Origin of the sequence: Bradyrhizobium sp. NBAIM18, from assembly GCF_020193825.1 — a bacterium.
Taxonomy (GTDB): Bacteria; Pseudomonadota; Alphaproteobacteria; order Rhizobiales; family Xanthobacteraceae; genus Bradyrhizobium; species Bradyrhizobium yuanmingense.
Window position 1 is genome coordinate 12,975 of sequence record NZ_JADYVO010000027.1, and the last position, 18,174, is coordinate 31,148.

General features: G+C 63.5%; 14 protein-coding genes. 3 read left to right on the top strand and 11 right to left on the bottom strand.

Features of this window, described 5'->3' with window-relative positions; all coding sequences use genetic code 11:
• Window positions 1-7: 7 nt before the first annotated feature.
• The 8 genes from ligD to I6F17_RS33655 all read right to left on the bottom strand — a co-directional run bounded on the left by ligD (window position 8) and on the right by I6F17_RS33655 (window position 9,574).
• Window positions 8-1,825: a DNA ligase D gene (gene ligD, locus I6F17_RS33620; RefSeq protein WP_225130265.1), complete on the bottom strand. Its 1,818-nt coding sequence runs from the start codon at window positions 1,823-1,825 to the stop codon at window positions 8-10.
• A gap of 111 nt (window positions 1,826-1,936) precedes the next feature.
• Complete coding sequence (locus I6F17_RS33625) at window positions 1,937-2,632, bottom strand: ABC transporter ATP-binding protein (protein ID WP_225130266.1); 696 nt, start codon at window positions 2,630-2,632, stop codon at window positions 1,937-1,939.
• The gene (locus I6F17_RS33630; RefSeq protein ID WP_036042603.1) at window positions 2,625-3,356 is read right to left on the bottom strand and encodes an ABC transporter ATP-binding protein; all 732 of its coding nucleotides are present in this window, start codon (window positions 3,354-3,356) and stop codon (window positions 2,625-2,627) included. The genes I6F17_RS33625 and I6F17_RS33630 overlap by 8 nt, the downstream gene beginning before the upstream one ends.
• Window positions 3,346-4,449, bottom strand: a complete 1,104-nt coding sequence (locus tag I6F17_RS33635; RefSeq protein WP_225130267.1) for a branched-chain amino acid ABC transporter permease — start codon at window positions 4,447-4,449, stop codon at window positions 3,346-3,348. The genes I6F17_RS33630 and I6F17_RS33635 overlap by 11 nt, the downstream gene beginning before the upstream one ends.
• Before the next feature lie 79 nt (window positions 4,450-4,528).
• Window positions 4,529-5,746 (bottom strand): substrate-binding protein, encoded by a 1,218-nt coding sequence (locus I6F17_RS33640; protein ID WP_036042600.1) that lies wholly within the window; start codon window positions 5,744-5,746, stop codon window positions 4,529-4,531.
• Window positions 5,747-5,750: 4 nt separating this feature from the next.
• A complete protein-coding gene (locus I6F17_RS33645) occupies window positions 5,751-6,608 on the bottom strand; it encodes a branched-chain amino acid ABC transporter permease (protein ID WP_225130269.1) in 858 nt (285 codons plus the stop codon).
• 115 nt (window positions 6,609-6,723) lie between these two features.
• The gene (locus tag I6F17_RS33650) at window positions 6,724-8,238 is read right to left on the bottom strand and encodes an amidase (RefSeq protein WP_225130270.1); all 1,515 of its coding nucleotides are present in this window, start codon (window positions 8,236-8,238) and stop codon (window positions 6,724-6,726) included.
• 151 nt (window positions 8,239-8,389) lie between these two features.
• Window positions 8,390-9,574 (bottom strand): substrate-binding domain-containing protein, encoded by a 1,185-nt coding sequence (locus I6F17_RS33655; RefSeq protein WP_225130271.1) that lies wholly within the window; start codon window positions 9,572-9,574, stop codon window positions 8,390-8,392.
• A 179-nt stretch (window positions 9,575-9,753) separates the two neighbouring features.
• On the opposite strand from I6F17_RS33655, the gene I6F17_RS33660 reads away from it, so the two are divergent.
• Window positions 9,754-10,197, top strand: coding sequence for a MarR family transcriptional regulator (locus I6F17_RS33660; protein WP_036042586.1), 444 nt, complete (start codon window positions 9,754-9,756; stop codon window positions 10,195-10,197).
• Window positions 10,198-10,283: 86 nt separating this feature from the next.
• Here I6F17_RS33660 and I6F17_RS33665 read toward each other — a convergent pair whose 3' ends face one another.
• Window positions 10,284-10,688 carry a DUF6006 family protein gene (locus tag I6F17_RS33665; protein WP_157785187.1) on the bottom strand — a complete coding sequence of 135 codons (405 nt, stop codon included), beginning with the start codon at window positions 10,686-10,688 and terminating at the stop codon, window positions 10,284-10,286.
• A gap of 477 nt (window positions 10,689-11,165) precedes the next feature.
• Entirely contained in the window at window positions 11,166-14,006 is a 2,841-nt protein-coding gene (secA, locus tag I6F17_RS33670) for a preprotein translocase subunit SecA (RefSeq protein ID WP_225130272.1), read from the bottom strand.
• Between the two features lie 352 nt (window positions 14,007-14,358).
• On the opposite strand from secA, the gene I6F17_RS33675 reads away from it, so the two are divergent.
• Both I6F17_RS33675 and argJ read left to right on the top strand, forming a co-directional pair.
• Window positions 14,359-15,273, top strand: a complete 915-nt coding sequence (locus I6F17_RS33675) for a peptidylprolyl isomerase (RefSeq protein ID WP_036042584.1) — start codon at window positions 14,359-14,361, stop codon at window positions 15,271-15,273.
• Between the two features lie 182 nt (window positions 15,274-15,455).
• Window positions 15,456-16,697, top strand: coding sequence for a bifunctional glutamate N-acetyltransferase/amino-acid acetyltransferase ArgJ (gene argJ / locus I6F17_RS33680; protein ID WP_225130273.1), 1,242 nt, complete (start codon window positions 15,456-15,458; stop codon window positions 16,695-16,697).
• 43 nt (window positions 16,698-16,740) lie between these two features.
• Here the strand turns inward: argJ and I6F17_RS33685 are convergent, their stop codons facing one another.
• Window positions 16,741-18,066, bottom strand: coding sequence for a TadE/TadG family type IV pilus assembly protein (locus tag I6F17_RS33685; protein WP_225130274.1), 1,326 nt, complete (start codon window positions 18,064-18,066; stop codon window positions 16,741-16,743).
• Window positions 18,067-18,174: the final 108 nt, after the last annotated feature.

The following is an 18,174-nucleotide window of genomic DNA, read 5'->3' on the forward strand; positions in this document are numbered from 1 at the left end:
CGCGCCGCTATCGCTCTTTCTTCCGCGCCGCACGGTGGGGACTGTGGATCGTGAACGCGTCGGGCGGGATGCCGCTTTCGATCCGCTTCCATGTCACCTGCGCAGCAATGGGAAAGTTCTCGCGCGCCCGCGGCGAGAAGGTGCCGATCGCGGTGGTGCCGCGGCCGTTGCGCAAATAGTCGAGAAAAATGCGGCCGCTGCGGCTGGCCTGGGCCGAGAGGACGTAGCGGTCCGGCCGACGCAATGCGAAATCGGCCATGAGGTTGCGGGCCACCCGATGCGCCTGATCGTGCAGCATCGGCACTTCAAGCGGCGCCGTCAGATGGATGCCCTTGCCGCCAGTCAGCTTGGGCCAGGTCGCAAACCCCTCACGGCTCATCAGCGCGCGAAGTTCCAGAGCGGTCTCGATCACAGCATCCCATTCGACGCCCTCGCCGGGATCAAGGTCGATCACGATGCGATCGGCGTGCTCAAAATCCTCAACAGTCGAATTCCAGGGATGCAATTCGACTGCGCCGATCTCGACGAGTCCGAGGAGACCCTCGAGGCTGTCCACCCAAAGCCGCGTGCCTTCGCCGCCTTCGCGCTTTCGGATGCGTAGCTGGTGCACCGCTTGCGGAATGTCCTTCGGCAGCGGCCCCTTGTGATAGAACGTCGTGCCGTGCACGTGCCGCACCAGCTTGAGCGGTCGATGTCCTAGATGCAGCAGCGCCTCCTTCCAGACGCGCGTCCAGTAACGCGCGAGCTCTTCCTTGGACGGCGCGATCGCATCGGGCAGCAGCTGCAGGATATTCTCTTTGGGAACGCCGAGCTTCGGCCGTCCGACCGATGAAGGCACCAACCGGGGCGCCCTGACCTTCCGCGGCGCAAGATCGTCGCGCAGGCCCTTGAATACGGCTTCACGCAGCAGGCCATCCTCGGTCAGGGCGCCATATTCCACCTCCGCATTCACCACGGGCTCAACCCACGTAGCCTTAGGCTTCTTTACCGGCAGATCGAGCGGAGAATCGCGCCGGATCAGTGGGTCAAGCCGTTCACGCAATTCACGCGCGGTCGCCTCGGTGTATCCGGTGCGGACCTTGCCGGCATAAACCAGGCGCCCATCCTCGTGATGCCCGACGTAAAGCGAAGCCACCTTGCGCGGGTACGCGCCCAGCTTTTCGACGAATGCGACGATCGGAAACGTCTCGCTCTTCTTGCATTTAAGCTTGAGCCAGGCTTCCTGCCGTCCGGAGCGATAAGGTGCGTCGGCGCGCTTCGCGAGCAGTCCTTCGAGGCCAAGCCTGCAAGCATGGCGAAGGATTTGCTCGCCGTCGGCTTCGACGTGCTCGACATAGATGAAAGTCTCGGGCGCTTCTTTCAGGAGCCGCTGCAGCAGCTGCTTGCGCTCGACAAAGCCGACGCCGCGCAAATCGTATCCGTCAAGATACAATAGATCGAACGCGTGATAGCGAATGCGGCGGCTCTGCTTGGCGCCGAGCTCGCGCCGCAGCTGCTGGAAGTCCGGCAGGCCATTACTGCCGTAGACAACGGCCTCGCCATCAATGATCGCACTCTCGGCTCTGAGCTTTCGCGCGCCGGCTGCAATTGACGAGAACTGCTCGGTCCAATCGTATCCGGCGCGCGAATAGACCGTCGCCGCGCCCGCCTGCAGGTGAAGTTGCGCGCGATAGCCGTCGGCTTTTATCTCGAACACCCAGCCGCTGCCTTGCGGCGGGTTCTCGCGTAGCGTGGGATCGCATGGCACGATGTATGATGGAATCGGAATCTTCCGCGCGCCGGCTAGGCGCGATAGTCCTGACTGACGCAACGCAACGGCACACATGCGGGATTCAACGCGGCCCGACAGATTCGTTCCGATCTGAAATAAAATCGATGGAATGCCGCGAAGCTCTTGAACAACCCGATTATTTCGCAGTGCGAGGCGCGCCGCGCCCTACGGCGCCAGATATCGCATCAGCTCCGGATTGCCCCGCACCTCGCCCGCCTCTCCCTGCAGCGCCACGCGGCCGCGGTCGAGCACATAGGCATAGTCGGCGACTCGCAAAGCGAGGTCGAGGTGCTGCTCGACGATGATCACGGCGATGCTCTTCGCGAGCTCGATCAGGCGCTCGGTGATCTCCTCGATGACGCCGATCCAGACGCCTTCGGTGGGCTCGTCCAGCAGCAGCAGTTTTGGATCGCCCAGCATGGCGCGGCCGATCGCGAGCATCTTGCGTTCGCCGCCGGAGAGCGTGCCGGCGGGCTGGTCGAGGCGCTGGCCGAGCTTCGGGAAGATCGCCAGCACGCGGTCGATTGCGGATGTGTCCTTGCTCGCGAGCGAGCCGACGGCGAGATTGTCGCGCACCGACAGCCGCGCGAACACCGAATGCTCCTGCGGCACGTAGCCGATGCCGGCGCGGACGCGCTCCTGGGTGGCGCGGCGGCTGATGTCGCGGCCGTCGAAGGCGACCTCGCCCTTCCATGCCGGCAGCTCGCCGACGATGGTCTTCATCAGCGTGGTCTTGCCCGCGCCGTTGCGACCGAGCACGGCGACGCCGCCGCGCCAGGGAATGCCGAGGCTGACGTCGAACAGGACCTGGCTGCGGCCATAGCCGGCGTCGAGATGCTTGATGTCCAAAAATTCAGGCACGGCGCAGATAGATCTCCTGGACGGATGTGTTGGCCTGGATTTCGGACACCGTGCCAGACGCCAGCACCTTGCCCTGGTCGAGCACGGTGAGGCGATCGCAGATGTCGCGGATGAAATCGAGGTCGTGCTCGACGATGACGAGCGAGCAATGCCGCTTGATCGGCTGCAGCAGCTCGCCGGTGACGCGGCGCTCCTCCAGGCTCATGCCGCCGGTGGGCTCGTCGAGCAGCAACAGCTTCGGCTTGCCCGCGAGCGCCATCGCGATCTCCAGCCATTGCTGCTGGCCGTGCGACAGCGCTGCGGCCGCATCGAAGGCGCGGTCGGCGAGGCGGAACTGCGTCAGCATGGTCATAACCTGGTCGTGCAACGCACCGCGCGTGCGTGAGAACACGAGGTCAAACAGCGAGGACTGCGCCTGCAGCGCGAGCAGGATGTTGTCGTAGAGCGTCAGCGACGGCAGCACGGATGTGATCTGGAATTTCAGGCTCATGCCGGCGCGCGCACGTTCGGTCGGCGTGAACGCGGTGATGTCGGTGTTGACGAAGGAGACCTTGCCTTGCGTCGGCACCTCGGCGCCGGCGATGCACTTCATCAGCGTGCTCTTGCCCGAGCCGTTCGGGCCGATCAGGCCGTGAAACTCGTTCTCTCCGACGTTGAGGGCTGCGCCGTCGAGCGCGGTGAGCTTGCCGAAGACCTTCTTGATGCCGGCCGCTTCAAGGAGCATTGCGCGTCTCCTTTTGCTTGGCACCAAAGCTGCCGACGCGTTCGCGCTCGCCGAGTACAAAACTGATCAGGCCGAGCGGCCGGAACAGGATCACGAGCAGGAGCAGCAGGCCGAGGATGATCGGCCAGATCTCGCGGTAATTGTCCGAGAGCCAGAAGCTGACGCCCTCGACGATCACAGCGCCGATGACGGCGCCGATCAGGGTGCCGGAGCCGCCGAACAGGACGTAGAGCACGACCTGGGTCGAAACCACGACGCCGACCATGTTGGGCCAGACGAAACCCTCGTGGAAAGCATAGAGGCTGCCGGCGAGGCCTGCGACGGCGCCGCCGATGGTGAAAATGATCGCTTTCAGGTGCTGCGCCTTGTAGCCGAAGAAGGCGATGCGCTGCTCGTTCTCACGCAGGCCCGCCAGCGCAAGGCCGAATTGCGAGCGCACCAGGAAGCGGCAAAGCAGGTAGACCACGACGAGGATGCCGAGCACGAGGTAGTAGAAGGCCGGTCCTTCCGTGAAGTCGTAAGACCCGAGCGACATCGGTGCGATCGAGGGGATTCCGTTCTGGCCGCCGAGATAATACCAGCCGCGCGCGAGCCGATCGGCGGCGTAGGAGCCGGTCAGCGTGCCGAGCGAGACGAAGATCACGCTGGATGGATGCCGTCCCAGCAGCAGGAAGCCGCCGAGCAGCAGCGCGAAGGTGAGGCCGATCAGCGTTCCCGCGGGCAGCACCAGAAAGATGTTGGTGACGTTGAGGTCGCGCGCGAGCAGGGCGACGCCGTAGCCGGCCGAGCCGAAGAACAGAGCCTGGCCGAAGCTCATGATGCCGGCATAGCCCCAGACCAGGTCGAACGACAGCGCAAACAGCGCCAGGATGATCACGCGTGTCGCGAACACCGTGAGATAGTCCTGCAGCACCAGCGGCGCGAGTAGCGCCGCGAGGAGCACGAGGCCCTCGATGATGGGCAGGATTTTTCGTCCTGCCTTGGCCCGGTCAGTGGCCCGTTCCGCCGCTGCGCCCTCAGCCATCGCACCGTCCATTTCGTCGTCCACGTCGGCGACGATGGCCTCTCTTACCACACTCATCGGCTTCAGCATTCCGAGTTCAACATCGTCAGAGGCAGTCGTGTCAATCACGGCGGGATTCACCTCTCCCCAAGAGAGGAGAGGCGAAAAATCAGCATTCCTTGGGATCGACGAGGCCGTTGCTTCGCCCGACGATCTCGTAGTTTCCGCTCTTGGCGACGGCGGTGTACATCTTCATCTTGCAGTGCCGCTTGCCCGGCACCATCTCGGCGGGTCCGCCCGGACCTTCGGCGATCTTGGCATGGTCGAGCGCGGCAGCCACCGATTCGCGGTCGATCTTGCCGGCTTCCTTGACCGCGGCTTCCCACAGCTTGAGGCCGCGATAGGTGCCGGTGGCAGCGCTGCCGGCGGCGAACAGGAAGTTGCCCGGGAAATCCCTTTCATAGGCCGCCTGGATCTTGGCGTCGAACGGGTTCTCCTTGGTCAGCACCTTGAAATAGTCGAGGCAGCTGGCGAGGCCTTCGATCTCGGCGGCCTGGTTGATGTTGAGCGTGTTCTCGTCATAGTAGACGCAGGCCAGACGCCCGCCGTTCTTGAGGAAGCCGGCTTCATAGAGCTGCTTGAAGAACGGACCGACGCCGGGCGGGATCACGGTGTTGAAGACGACGTCGACCTTGTTGGAGATGATGCGGTTGACGGTTGCGGAGAAGTCGACCTGGTCGAGCGGGTAATATTCCTCGAACACGACCTCGCCGCCGTTGGATTCAATCACCTTGCGCGCGTAGACGTTGAGCGTGTGCGGCCAGACATAGTTGGCGCTCGGCAGCGCGAACTTCTTGCCGCCGTTCTTGATCAGCCAGGGGATGAACTCGTCGCATTGCTGCGCCGGGGTCGGGCCGGTGCAGAACAGGTATGGCGTGCACTCCTTGCCCTCGTAGAGCTGCGGATAGATGTAGAGGGTCTTGCCGCGCGCGACGATCGGGTCCTTGATCGCGTTGCGCATCGACGAGGTGATACCGCCGAGCACCATGTCGACCTTGTCGCGCTGGATCAGCTTGCGCACGTTGCCGACGGCGACGGATTCGTTGGATGCGGTGTCTTCGATGTAGAGCTCGAGCGGACGGCCGAGCAGGCCGCCGGCCGCGTTGATCTCCTTGATCACCATTTTCGCGACGTTGGCGTCGGCGTTGCCGGCGTACGCAATCGGGCCGGTGAGATCGGTGGCGATGCCGACCTTGATCGGCGCCTCGGCCGCATTGGCCCAGGGCGCAGGGATCACCCAGCTGCCGACGCCGGTTGCGACCGCGCCGGATGCAAAGGCGAAATTGGACAGGAAACGACGTCGCGTGAGCTGAGTACGATCGAGCATGTGATTAAACCCCTTTTCCAGCGATGAGACCTTGCGGACGGAATTTGATGAAGACGATGGCGAGCACGAAGACGAGCACGTCGGCGACGACGGGTGCCATTACCCAGGGCAGCGCCGCGCTCAGCGTGCCGATGACGCCGGCGCCCGCGACCGGGCCGATGAAGGAGCCGACCCCGCCGACCATGACCGCGACAAAACCCTGGATCAGGAAGCGCAGGCCGAGATCGGCAAACAGGCTGAACACCGGCACGATCAGCGCGCCGGCAAGGCCCGCGAGCGCCGCACCGAAGGCGAACGTCGCGCCGTAGATCAGCGGCGTCGAAATGCCCGACGCACGCGCCAGCGACGGGTTCTCCAGCGTCGCCCGCACGCGCAGGCCGAAGCTGGTCCGCGACAGCAAGAGATAGCAGAGGCCCATCACCAGCAGCGTGATGATGATGATGGTGAAGCGCCACGCCGAGATATGCATGGCGCCGATGTCGATCGAGCCGCCGATCGGCTCCGGCACGGTGAGGTAGAAGCCGCCGATCAGCCCGCGAACGGCCTCGCGGATGATCAGGCCGAGCGCATAGGTGCCGAGCATGGCAACGATCGGCGCGGCGTAGAATCGTCGTATGATCAGCGCCTCCAGCACGAAGCCGAGCGCACCGACCACGAAAGGCGCCGCAACCATGCCGGCCCAGATCGGCAGGCCCTTGGCATAAGCGAGATAGGTGATGTAGGCGCCGAGCAGGACGAACTCGCCCTGCGCGAAGTTGAAGATGCCCATCATGCTGGCGATGATCCCGAGCCCCAGCACGATCAGGACGATGATCGCGCCGAAGCTCAGGATCTCGAACGCCGCGACGAACGCGTTAGTCATGCGTTGGATTCTTGTTTTGACGCGTTTTCTTCGCGCGAACCGGTATCCACTTCGCTTGAAAACGCTTCTGTGTTCCGTCAGCCTGCATCGACACCTGGCTCACATCTTCTCTGGCTCACATCTTCTTCCAGTCGCCGATCTGCTCGAAGGCGTGCGCGGCCCGGTAGATGGTAGATTCCTCGAACATGCGGCCGACCAGCATCAGCCCGACCGGCAGGCCGTCGACCATGCCGCAGGGCAGCGACATCGCGGGATGGTGCGTGATGTCGAACGGCGCGGTGTTGGAGATCATCTCGAGCGCGCGGGCGACATATTCCTCGCGGCTGGCATTGGGCTCCGGCAGCTTGGTCGCCTTCATTGGCGTGGTCGGCAGCAGGAGCAGATCGTAATCCGCAAAGGCCTTGTCGTAGGCCGCGGTCAGCCGGCGCGAGATGTTGAGCGCCTTGCCGTAGAAGCGCGGGCCGAAATTGTTGTTGATGTAGGTGCCGAGCATCATGAATAGCTTCGTGGTCTCGGACAGCGAGTCGGCCTGCCGACGCCAGCCGCGATGGAAATCCATCAGCGAGGTCGAATAGAGATCGCCGCGGGACAGGCCGTAACCGTCGCCGAACATCATGGTCTGGGTCAGGCCTTCGGTGCCGATCGGCGTCCAGATCGCGCCGCCCATGAGGTGCATCGGGATCGACACGGTCTCGACGGTGGCGCCGAGGTCCCTAAAGCGCTTTGCGGCTTCGCGCACGCTTTCGTTCACGGCGGCTTCCGCTGTCGGCTGCTCGAAGCCTTCCTTGACGATGCCGATCTTCATGCCCTTGACGCCCTGGCCGAGCGCCTTGGTGTATTCCTCGACCTTCGGCGCCTTGATCCTGGGATCGTAGCCGTCGTCGCCGGCGAGCACTTCGAGCAGCAGGGCGTTGTCGGCGACCGTCGCGGTCATCGGGCCGGTGTGGTCGACATAGATTTCTATCGGCATGATGCCGGTGTAGGGGACGAGGCCCCAGGTCGGCTTCATGCCGTAGATGCCGCAGAACGACGACGGCATGCGGATCGAGCCGCCCTGGTCGCCGCCAATGGCCATGTCGACCTCGCCGAGCGCGACCACGACGCCCGATCCCGACGACGAGCCGCCGGCCGAGTAGCCCATCTTGTGCGGATTATGCACCGGGCCGTAGGAGCCGGTGTGGCTGCCGCCGGACAGGCAGAAATGCTCGCAATGCACCTTGCCCTTGATCTCGGCGCCGGCATCCAGCATGCGCGTGACGATGGTGGCGTCGAAATCGGGCACATAGCCTTCCAAGGTCGACGAGCCGTTGGTCATGGGCACGCCGGCCAGCATGATGTTGTCCTTCAGCGCGACGGTCTTGCCCTTGAGCTTGCCACTGGCGGCGCCCTTCACGGTCGACTTGCGATACCAGGCATTGCGCGGGTTCTCCTCCGCCGAGGGCCGGTAGCCCGGCGTGCGCGGATATTTCACTTCGGGCAATTCGTCCGGCATCGCGGCAACGAGATTGTAGGCTTCGATCGAGCCCTGCATGAGACCGCGGAACGAGGCGACGTCGTCATCGGTGAGCGAAAGGCCGCATTGCTCGGCGACACTGCGAAGTTGGGCTGGCGTGGGAAGGGCAACTGTCACGGCGCTCTCCTTGAAGTTCTTTGCAACGTTGGGCGTGGCCGCCCCGGCGCGACGCACGCTCCCGCGGCCTCGCCGAAACATTCAAAACGGAAATATTTTCCTTTTCAAGTATTATTTTGCAAATGCGCTGGCCGATCTAGCCGCGAGGCGGTCAGAGCGGCTTGATCAGCTTGAAATCGAGACCGTCGGCCTCGGCGAGATGCATCGGCATCCGCACGTGCCCGTTGCAGACGGTAACCCGACCGCGGGCGCCGCTGTAGACGATGTTGCGGCCGGCCGCGAGCAGCGGCCGCATCGCCAGCGAACCAGCCTTGTTCGCAACGGCTTCGAGGAAGCGCAGGCCTTCGTAACTCGATTGCCCCACCGAGCCGATCGGCGGCGCATTCGGCCCGAACATCGCGTGATAACGGCTCTGGAAGTCGTCATTGGCGCGCGCGCCGGTGCCGGTGAAGTAGCCGGAAGCGCAGAACATGTTCTCGCTGTTGTCGGCGCCGATGCCGAGTAGCACGGTATCGTCCATCGCGCCCGCGAGCCGCAGCGTCGTGGCGCCTAGCCCACATTCGCCGAAGGCCCGGTTGAAGGTGATGCTGTCGGTACCGATCAGCGAGATCAGCACGACATCGGGCTTGGCGGCGCGGATCCGCGCCAGATGCGGCCCGTGATTGTCTTCGCCGAGCGGGACGAACTCTTCGCCGACGACGCGGCCGCCGGTTTCCTTGATGTAGTTCTTCACCGCGCGATGCGATTGCCAGGGCCAAACGTAGTCGCTGCCGATCAGGTACCAGCGTTTGGCCTTCTTGACGTCCGCGAGCCAATGGATGGCGGGGCGGCTCTGCCAGCGCGGCGTCTCGCCGATCGCCATCACGCCGGGCGTGCGCTCGCCGCCCTCGTAGACCGGCGTGTAGATATAGGGAATGCGGTGGCGTGTGGTGACGTCGCGGAGGCCCACGCGAACCGCGCTGGTGTGCAATCCGACGATCAGATCGACCTCGTCGAATACGATTGCCTGCTCGGCGCGGTCCAGAACCTCATCCAGCGGCCCGCCGGCATCGTAGATCGACAGTTCGAGCTCGCGGCCGAGAATGCCGCCGCGCTTGTTGATCTCGGCGACGGCAAGCTGCGCGCTGTTCGTGGCACACGGGCCCCACACGCCAGGCGAGCCGGTGCAGCAGATGAAGCCGCCGACGCGCAGCTTGTTGACGCCGCGGCGCTTGAACAAGACGTGATCGTGCGGCGACAAGGCACCGCCAGCTGCCGAAGACGACAGATTCCTGAACAGCAAGGACGGCGGTAACGCCGAGCCGCCGTGAGCCGGGAAGTTCACCGTCGCGCGCACGCCAACTCCTGTCTGAGACCAGACCTGAAAGCACATTGAGCAGGCGGCCGCGGCTTCCGCCCTTTTGTTGGGCAATGATCTTATTTTGAAAATATTGAATATTCAAGAATTGAAGTGCATATAGATGCAGCATGGATTGCTAGACATTCACTCATTTGGGTCAAGGCGAAGTCTCAGCCGTGGCAAAACCGCCGAAACAAAATTCCCCAATCACCGAACACCTCGCTTACCTGCTCGCGCAAGCCAACCGGGAAATCAACCGGCAGCTCGAACTGAGGTTGAGCAAGGAGGGCGTGCCGGTCGAGCAATGGCGCATCCTGAAAGTGCTGTCGGACGGCAACGGCCATTCGATGGGCGAGCTCGCGGACGCCGTGCTGCTCAACCATCCGACGCTCACGAAGATGATCGACCGCATGGTCTCCGACACGCTGGTCTACCGCGTGCAGGACCCGAACGACCGCCGCAAGGTGCTGATGTTCATCTCCGACCGCGGCAAGGTGCTGTGCAAGAAGCTCAACTCGCTCGCGGTCGATCAGGAGGAGCATATCCTGGAGAGCTACGGCGACAAGCCGACGAGCGAGCTCAAGCGGCTGCTGGAGAGCTTGATCGACAGCTCGAATTAGACCTCGTGAAGTGGAGCGTGGCGCCTTGCGAAGCGCACACACACATCTGCCGTTTCAATGCACGGCCAGAGGAAAGCATTCGCGCATCATCGCCAGCACGAGAGGCGATAGCGTTGGCCATTCCATGTCGTCCAGCCCACAGCCTTGTTGCTGACCGGCTTGGCTAGATACCATCTGTTGCCGTCGGCATGGTTGAAGTACACGCCGCCCTGGGTTCCGCTGCGTGGATTTGTCAACTTCACCCATCGCGAGCCATTATCTGAGAAGCGGCCTGACCAGCGTGCTCCCGAAGTGCTGGTGCAAGTGTTGCCGTTGCAGGTTGTCTGACTGTCATCGACGGCGGCCCATTTCATCCGGGCCGGGCGGCCGTCGATGTTGCACGACCATGTTCCGCCCCACCATCCGCCCACTTGGCTCGCAGGGGCGGAACCGCAGGCGTAAAGACTCAGGGCAAGGACACAAAAGGCGGTTGGCAGCGCGCGTTTGGACATTGTCTGGCTCCCAATTTTCAGGCCACGTCTCGTGATTCAATCAAACCACGGATTGAGCTCTGTAGCGGTGATCCAGATCACAATGAGCAGTGGTAAAAAATTGGATGGTCTACCCGAGGGCGTTCGCCGAGACACGATGCCGCGCTTTGACCATTGGCTCTCCGGGCGAAGAGTTCTTCAGCGACGCAGCCGCGCGAGCGAGTGGCCGCCGGCCATCTGCAGAAGCAGCAGCACTCCGGAGTGATCACAGGAACAGGCGCTGAGGCGGGTTGCCAGATGACTGAAGCGTGCTCAGCCGCGTGTGACGGATAAAGGACCGTCTGACAATTGTGCGCCAGCCATCCTCAATGGCGTGCGCCTACCATTCGTGATGCAACGGAAGACCAGCAGGCATCATATGGATCGGAAACATTCGACGCCTGGCGAACTCGTGGGCCAAGACAACACCGCGAGTTCGCCGGGTTTTGAGATCATCGATCAAGCATACCGCCCGTGGCAGTGCTTGTACTTCTTGCCGGAGCCGCACGGGCAGTCCTCGTTGCGGCCGACCTTGCCCCAGCTGGTCGGGTTCTTCGGATCGCGCATCGAGGCATCCGTGGCCTGGGCGCCCAGGGTGACGCTGGCGAGGGCCATCTCGTCCTCGCCGGTGTTCGGATCGAACTTGTGCGCTTCCATCGGCGGCAGCACCGGGGCTTCCTGCTCCGGCGGAACGATCTCGACGCGCATCAGCTGCGCCGTGACGGCCTCGCGCAGGTGAGCGCTCATCTCCTGGAAGAGATTGAAGGCTTCGGTCTTGTACTCCTGCAGGGGATCGCGCTGGCCGTAGCCGCGCAGACCGATGACCTGGCGCAGATGGTCGAGCATGATCAGGTGCTCGCGCCAGAGATGGTCGAGCGTCTGCAAGAGGATGGTCTTCTCGACGTAACGCATCACGTCGGGACCCCATTGCGCGACCTTGGCCGCCATGTGCTCGTCGGCCTTGGTCTCGATGCGAGTCAGCAGCTCCTCGTCGGCGATGCCCTCTTCCTTGGCCCATTCGTCGACCGGCAGGTCGAGATCGAGCACGCGCTTCAATTCGTCCTTGAGCCCGGCGACGTCCCACTGCTCGGCATAGGCATGCTCGGGCACGTGCTTGGCGACGAGGTCGTCGATGAAGGCGTGGCGCATGTCGGCGACGGTCTCGGCGACGCTCTCGTCCTTCATCAGCTCGACGCGCTGGTCGAAGATCACCTTGCGCTGGTCGTTCTGGACGTTGTCGAACTTGAGCAGGTTCTTGCGGATGTCGAAGTTGCGCGCCTCGACCTTCTGCTGCGCCTTCTCCAGCGCCTTGTTGATCCAGGGATGGATGATGGCCTCGCCCTCTTGCAGGCCGAGACGCTGCAGCATGCTGTCGAGACGGTCCGAGCCGAAGATGCGCATCAGATCGTCTTCGAGCGACAGGAAGAACTTCGAGCGGCCGGGATCGCCCTGACGGCCGGAACGGCCGCGCAGCTGGTTGTCGATGCGGCGGGATTCGTGGCGCTCGGAGCCGATGATGTAGAGGCCGCCGGGCTTCTTTACGGTCTTGGCAGGCTTGCTTCCCTTGGCCGGCTCGACCTCGACGGTCTCCTCGGCCTTCAGCACGATGTCGCGGAAGTGCTCGATATCGGCCTTGATCTGCTCGATCTTCTTGGCCTTCTCGGCCTCGTCGGTGATATCAGCAGTCTCCTGCTGGATGCGCATCTCCAGCGAGCCGCCGAGCTTGATGTCGGTGCCGCGGCCGGCCATGTTAGTGGCGATCGTGATCGCACCCGGCACGCCGGCTTCGGCGACGATGTAGGCTTCCTGCTCGTGGAAGCGCGCGTTCAGAACCGCGAACAGCTTTGCCGGCTTGCCGGCGCGGGCGGCGGCATAGAGCTTGTCGAGCGCGCCCTCCTTGCCGAAATCGATCTGCTTGTAGCCGTTCTTCTTGAGGAATTCGGCGAGCACTTCCGACTTCTCGATCGAGGCGGTACCGACCAGCACCGGCTGCAGGCGCGCATTGGCGCGCTCGATCTCGGCGAGGATGGCCTGATATTTTTCCTTCTGGGTCCGATAGACCTCGTCGTCCTCGTCGAGGCGCGCGATCGACAGATTGGTCGGGATCTCCACGACCTCGAGCTTGTAGATGTCGAACAATTCGTCCGCTTCGGTCGCGGCAGTGCCGGTCATGCCCGCCAGCTTCTCGTACATGCGGAAGTAGTTCTGGAAGGTGATCGAGGCCAGCGTCTGGTTCTCGGGCTGGACCTGGACGTGCTCCTTGGCTTCCAGCGCCTGATGCAGGCCTTCCGAATAGCGGCGGCCCGGCATCATGCGGCCGGTGAACTCGTCGATGATGACGACCTCGTTGTCGCGGACGATGTAGTCCTTGTCGCGCGTGAACAGCGTGTGGGCGCGCAGCGCCTGGTTGATGTGGTGCACGACGGAGACGTTCTCGACGTCGTAGAGCGACTCGCCCTTGAGCTGGCCGGCGTCGCGCAGCAGCGTCTCGATCTTCTCCATGCCGCCTTCGGTCAGCGTCACCGTGCGCTGCTTCTCGTCGACCTCGTAATCGGTCTTGTCGAGCTTGGGCAGGAAGCCATCGATGGTGTTGTAGAAATCGGAGCGGTCGTCGAGCGGGCCGGAGATGATCAGCGGCGTGCGCGCTTCGTCGATCAGGATGGAATCGACTTCGTCGACGATGGCGAAGAAGTGCGGCCGCTGGACCATGTCCTCGAGCCGGTACTTCATGTTGTCGCGCAGATAGTCGAAGCCGTATTCGTTGTTGGTGCCGTAGGTGATGTCGCAGGCGTAGGCCGCCTTGCGCTCGGCATCGTCGAGGCCGTGGACGATCACGCCGGTGGTCATGCCGAGGAAGCCGTAGATCTGGCCCATCCAGCCGGAGTCACGGCGGGCGAGATAATCGTTCACCGTGACGACGTGGACGCCCTTGCCGGCGAGCGCGTTGAGATAGACCGCCAGTGTCGCGACCAGCGTCTTGCCTTCGCCGGTCTTCATCTCGGCGATGTCGCCCTCGTGCAGCACCATGCCGCCGATCAGCTGGACGTCGAAATGGCGCTGGCCGAGCGTGCGCTTGGCGGCCTCGCGCACGGTGGCGAAGGCGGGCACCAAAAGGTCGTCGAGCGTCTTGCCGTTCGCGAGCTGCTGCTTGAATTCCGCAGTGCGGGCCTTGAGCGCCTCGTCGGAGAGCTTCGAGACCTCGGGCTCCAGCGCGTTGATCGCGTTGACGCGGGACTGATATCCCTTCACCCGCCTGTCGTTGGCGGAGCCGAAAAACTTGCGGGCGAGCGCGCCGATCATGCCTGGTTCCTGTGTTCGCGATTTAACCGCGCTGGGCCTAAGAAGTTGTCACCCGCCTGCCTATCAACTCACCGTGACGCTTCGCGGCGTCAGAGCCCGGACTGCGGGGGTCATCCGCCATATGGGTGGGAATTGGGCTAGTCTGGGTTCAACGGCCAAAAACGCAGCAAAATAAACGCCATCGCCATGGTCGCGACCGGCCAGAGATATGGCCCGGTCAGGGCCTTGTCAACGGCGGGCGCAGTGCGGCTAATTCATCATTTTGACAGACTTTTCGCGTTGCCAAGCCCCCCTGATTGGGCGAGTGTCCGCCCCGCTCGAGCAGCCCCCTGCTTCAACATAAGGATTTTCCATGACCACCTCGTTCCCGGCAACCCAGCGCTTCCGCTCCGCGTCCGCCCTGGCTGGCAGCCTCGCTCTGGCGCTGTCCCTGGCGTTCGCGGGCCCGCTCCGGGCCGCCGATGATCCGGTGCTGGCGAAGGTCAATGGCGCGGAAATCAAGAAGAGCGACGTTACCATGGCCGAGGAGGAGCTCGGGCCGAGCCTCGCCCAGATGGACCCGGCCACCAAGGACGAGAACGTCCTGTCGTTCCTGATCGACATGAAGATCGTCAGCAAGGCTGCCGAAGACAGGAAAATCGCCGATAGCGAGGAGTTCAAGAAGCGCCTGGCCTTCGCCCGCAACCGGCTTCTGATGGACAGCCTGCTCGCCAACGAGGGCAAGGCCGCCACCACGCCGGACGCCATGAAGAAGGTCTATGAGGAGGCCGCCAAGCAGATCACCGGCGAGCAGGAGGTGCGTGCCCGCCACATCCTGGTCGAGACCGAGGACGAGGCCAAGGCGGTGAAGGCCGAGCTCGAGAAGGGGGCCGATTTCGCCGAGCTCGCCAAGAAGAAGTCCAAGGACCCCGGCTCCGCCGACGGCGGCGACCTCGGCTTCTTCACCAAGGAGCAGATGGTGCCGGAATTCTCGGCCGTGGCCTTCTCGCTGGAGCCCGGTAAGATCTCCGACCCCGTGAAGTCGCAGTTCGGCTGGCACATCATCAAGGTCGAGGAAAAGCGCAACCGCAAGGCGCCCGATTTCGAGCAGGTCAAGGCCCAGATCGAGCAGTACGTGACCCGCAAGGCCCAGGCCGAGTATGTCGCCAAGCTGCGCACCGAAGCCAAGGTCGAGCGGCTGGACCAGCCGGCGGCGGATGCGTCCAAGGACGCCAAGTCCGATGCGAAGCCGTCCGACAGCAAGATGGCGCCGCCGGCGAAGAAGTAAATCGACTTCGTTCCCGGACTTCAGTAGTTTGACGTCGTGCCCGGGCAAAGCGCGAAGCGCGTCTTCGCGCTAGACGTCCCGGGCATCCACGTCTTAAGACCCTCATCAACATGTGCTGAAGACGTGGATGGCCGGGACAAGCCCGGCCATGACGATTCCATTTGTGCATTAAGGCGCCCGCGATGTCCTCCTCCGTCTCCCCGCTCGCCCCCAAAACCGTCCCTGATATGCCTGTGATCGCGGGCATCCGTCTGGCGACGGCCGAAGCCGGCATCCGCTACAAGAACCGCACCGACGTGCTGCTCGCGGTGATGGACAAGGGCACTGCGGTCGCCGGCGTCTTCACCAGGTCGAAGTGCCCCTCGGCTCCGGTGGAATGGTGCCGCGCCAAGCTGAAGGGCGGCAAGGCGCGCGCGCTCGTGGTCAATTCCGGCAATGCTAACGCCTTCACCGGCAAGACCGGCCGCGCCTCCACCGCGCTGACGGCGAAGATCGCAGCCAAGGCGGTCGGCTGCAGCGAGAGCGAGGTCTTCCTGGCCTCGACCGGGGTGATCGGCGAGCCGCTGGATGCCACCAAGTTCGACGGCGTGCTCGGCCGCCTCGCCGAAGCCGCCGAGCCCGGTGATTACCTGGCCGCGGCCAAGGCGATCATGACCACCGACACCTTCCCGAAAGTGGCGACCGCGACCGTCAAGCTCGGCAAGGCCAAGGTCACCATCAACGGCATGGCCAAGGGCGCCGGCATGATCGCGCCCGACATGGCGACGATGCTGTCCTTCATCTTCACTGACGCGCCGATCGCGCCCGCCGCGCTGCAGGCTCTGCTCAAGAGCGGCGTCGAGGACACGTTCAACGCCGTGACCATCGACGGCGATACCTCGACATCGGATACGCTGCTGGCCTTCGCCACCGGCGCCGCCGCTGAGCACGGCGCGCCGAAGATCAGCCGCGCCAGCGACCCGCGCCTGAAGGCCTTCGTCAAGGCGTTCAACCAGGTGCTCGCCAATCTCGCCGAGCAGGTCGCCCGCGACGGCGAAGGCGCGCGCAAGCTGGTCGAGATCACCGTGGAGGGCGCCAAGACCAAGGCCTCGGCTCGCAAGATCGCGATGTCGATCGCGAACTCGCCGCTGGTGAAGACCGCGATCGCCGGCGAGGATGCCAATTGGGGCCGCGTGGTGATGGCCGTCGGCAAGGCCGGCGAGCCGGCTGATCGCGACAAGCTGTCGATCTCGTTCAACGGCATCCGCGTCGCCAAGCGCGGCGCGCGCGATCCCGATTATGACGAAGCGCAGGTGTCGGAAGCGATGAAGGCGCCGGAGATCGCGATTCTGGTCTCGCTCGGCCTCGGCAAAGGCCGCGACCGCGTCATGACCTGCGACCTCACCAAGGAATATGTGGCGATCAACGGGGACTACAGGTCGTAGGTCTTCTCCCTCTCCCCGTTCTTACGGGGAGAGGTGAGCGCTCTCATCCGGAGATCCGCGCGTCCGCGACCGCCTTCTTGAACAGCGCGTTCATGGCGTCCGCGATGCCTTGCGTCGGGCTGACCTCGAAATACAGGCCCGGCGAAGCGCAGCTCTGCATGTTCTGTGCGATCTGGCTGTTCGGCGACGGGCCATAGGGGCCGGCATTGAATGGATCGATCCACTTCATGTACCAGGGGTTGGTCGGCAGCGCGAGATACGTCGTGTACAACACCGCGACCTTGACGCCGCGATCCTTCATCGTCTTGCAAAGCGCAGGGTTGAGCGGCGACTGGCACCGCGTGCTGCCCGAGAGCGGTTTCAGGCATCCGGTGTTGCTCTCATCGGCCACGCCGTCGGACACGAAGAACAGATACTTGAGCGGACTGGCCGACGTCCCGCTTCCGGGGGAGCTGATCTCGCCGTTGATCGCGGGAAAGACCGCGGTGAATGGGGTATCCTGATCGTTATTCTCGTTCTGGCCGTTCACCGACATCAAGTCGATCTTGCCGGCCGCCGACTTGGCGCTGGAGAGAGAGGCCGACAACGAAAACAGACTGCGCAGGCCGAGCGAACTTGTAGAGCCGCCGAAATCATAGATCGCCATTCTGAACTGGTTTGAATAGGTCTCGGTGGCGTTTGCCGTATCCATCAAGGACTCGGTGGCGCTCCGAAGCACGTCGATCCGGGTGGTCACGCCAAGCTTCTTGGCAAGGTCGTAATAGTTGTTCTTGTCCTTGAGATCGTGGCAGGCGAAAGCGCACTTGTCCGACGTGTTGTTGACCATCTTCTGCACGTCGGCCGGGGTCGCACCGACGCCCATCGACGGCGAATTGTCCAGCAGCAGGTAGAAATCGATATAGAGCGGCATGCTGGCCGTCGCCTTCGACGTGCCGCTCAACGTCAGCACCGACTTGCCGATCACGCCGAGGAACATGGTGTTCAAAGTTGCGGTGAACGAAACCGTCGCGGTGACGGTCGAGCCGGATTTGACCACGGTCGGTGTGAGGCCGGTCAGCGTGTAGCCGGACTGACTGGCGCGATTGGCATTGAATATGTTCGTGGCGTCCGTGACGCCGACCGAAATCGAGCCGTCCGCAGTCATGTTGCCGGCGGCCTTGAAGGCGGGCGAAGCCTTGGCGATCGAACCGACACTGGCGGCATCCGCCGCGGCCTGAAGCTTGGACCGGATCATCGTCGCGCGCGAATAGTCGATGGCGCAGCCGACCGCACTGATCAGGGGAACGCAGGCGAGCGCGAAAATCACCGCGATATTGCCGCTCCGGTCGTGGACGAACCGGCGGACGAGAACCGAAGGCGCAGCGCGCATGAGGTGGCCTGGAGTGGTTTAAAGAGTTCCCACTCTAGGAACCGCGGATTAAATATGACTTATGGTGACGTTGGAAACGTAGACTGCAACGAGGTTAACAAACCGTTG

Coding starts and splice junctions, on each gene's coding strand:
- ligD (WP_225130265.1), bottom strand. CDS start 1,825: ATGTGTGCCGTTGCGTTGCGTCAGTCAGGACTATCGCGCCTAGCCGGC.
- I6F17_RS33630 (WP_036042603.1), bottom strand. CDS start 3,356: ATGCTCCTTGAAGCGGCCGGCATCAAGAAGGTCTTCGGCAAGCTCACC.
- I6F17_RS33635 (WP_225130267.1), bottom strand. CDS start 4,449: ATGCTGAAGCCGATGAGTGTGGTAAGAGAGGCCATCGTCGCCGACGTG.
- I6F17_RS33640 (WP_036042600.1), bottom strand. CDS start 5,746: ATGCTCGATCGTACTCAGCTCACGCGACGTCGTTTCCTGTCCAATTTC.
- I6F17_RS33645 (WP_225130269.1), bottom strand. CDS start 6,608: ATGACTAACGCGTTCGTCGCGGCGTTCGAGATCCTGAGCTTCGGCGCG.
- I6F17_RS33665 (WP_157785187.1), bottom strand. CDS start 10,688: ATGTCCAAACGCGCGCTGCCAACCGCCTTTTGTGTCCTTGCCCTGAGT.
- secA (WP_225130272.1), bottom strand. CDS start 14,006: ATGATCGGCGCGCTCGCCCGCAAGTTTTTCGGCTCCGCCAACGACAGG.
- I6F17_RS33675 (WP_036042584.1), top strand. CDS start 14,359: ATGACCACCTCGTTCCCGGCAACCCAGCGCTTCCGCTCCGCGTCCGCC.
- argJ (WP_225130273.1), top strand. CDS start 15,456: ATGTCCTCCTCCGTCTCCCCGCTCGCCCCCAAAACCGTCCCTGATATG.
- I6F17_RS33685 (WP_225130274.1), bottom strand. CDS start 18,066: ATGCGCGCTGCGCCTTCGGTTCTCGTCCGCCGGTTCGTCCACGACCGG.